Source organism: Streptomyces tricolor, from assembly GCF_002155905.1.
Classification (GTDB): domain Bacteria; phylum Actinomycetota; class Actinomycetes; order Streptomycetales; family Streptomycetaceae; genus Streptomyces; species Streptomyces tricolor.
Genome location: NZ_MUMF01001039.1, coordinates 1 through 758, shown reverse-complemented (window position 1 = coordinate 758; position 758 = coordinate 1). Strand labels below are relative to the sequence as shown.

Sequence of the window (758 nt, the reverse complement as noted above, 5' to 3'; positions counted from 1 at the left end):
ACCGGCCGACACTGGTCCACCGCTACCTGTCGGTGACCCCGGACGGCCGGTCGCTGCGGACGGCGGTGACCTCGTTCTCGGCGGTGGCGCTGGCCGAGGTGGCGGAGCTGGCCCGGTACCGGGACCGGGCCGACGGGGCCACGCCCGCGCAGTTGTGGCGGGCGTACGACTGGATGCGCAAGGCCGGGCTGACCCTGCACCACCGGGACTCCATCACCCAGGTGGGAGCCGCCTCGTCGGTGCGGGTGACCCGGCGCGTGCACGACCAGTACGCGCGCCCGCTGGAGATCACCGATCTGGTGGTGAACGCCGAACGGGACGCGCTGGTCTACGAGTTCACTCTGCCGGCCGCGGGCTGACCGCCGCGGGCGGGGCGCCGGCTCGGCGGGCCACCACCAGCCGGGCGCGCGGGCTGCCGTCGGCTCGCCGGCCGAACCCGGGCAGGACGCCCAGCTCGACCGCCAGGCCCGCGCGCTCCAACTCGCGCAGCACGGTGCCGAGCCGGAAGGCCCGGTAGTACATCACGAACGGCGGCCGCCACAGCGCGTTGCGCACCCGCATCACGGTGTCGAAGCCGAGCAGCAGCCAGTAGGCGGGGTGCCTCGGGCGGGGCGGCGCGAACACCGGGAAGACGAAGCGGCCACCGGGCCGCAGCACCGAGCGGACCTGGGCGAACAGGCCGGGCAGTTCCCGCGGCAGGAAGTGGCCGAACGCCCCGAAGGAGACGACGAGGTCGAAGGCGGCGGTGAACGGCAGGG

Annotated in this window: 1 protein-coding gene and 1 pseudogene; one reads left to right on the top strand and one right to left on the bottom strand. The window is 75.1% G+C overall.

The window, feature by feature from the left end:
• Nucleotides 1-359, top strand: a pseudogene (locus CCN44_RS42580) (GntR family transcriptional regulator); the annotation flags it as partial.
• On the opposite strand, the gene CCN44_RS42575 reads toward CCN44_RS42580, so the two are convergent.
• Nucleotides 337-758: class I SAM-dependent methyltransferase (locus CCN44_RS42575; RefSeq protein ID WP_143650519.1), on the bottom strand; the 422-nt coding region annotated here is incomplete at its 5' end. The pseudogene CCN44_RS42580 and the gene CCN44_RS42575 sit on opposite strands and share 23 nt — an antisense overlap.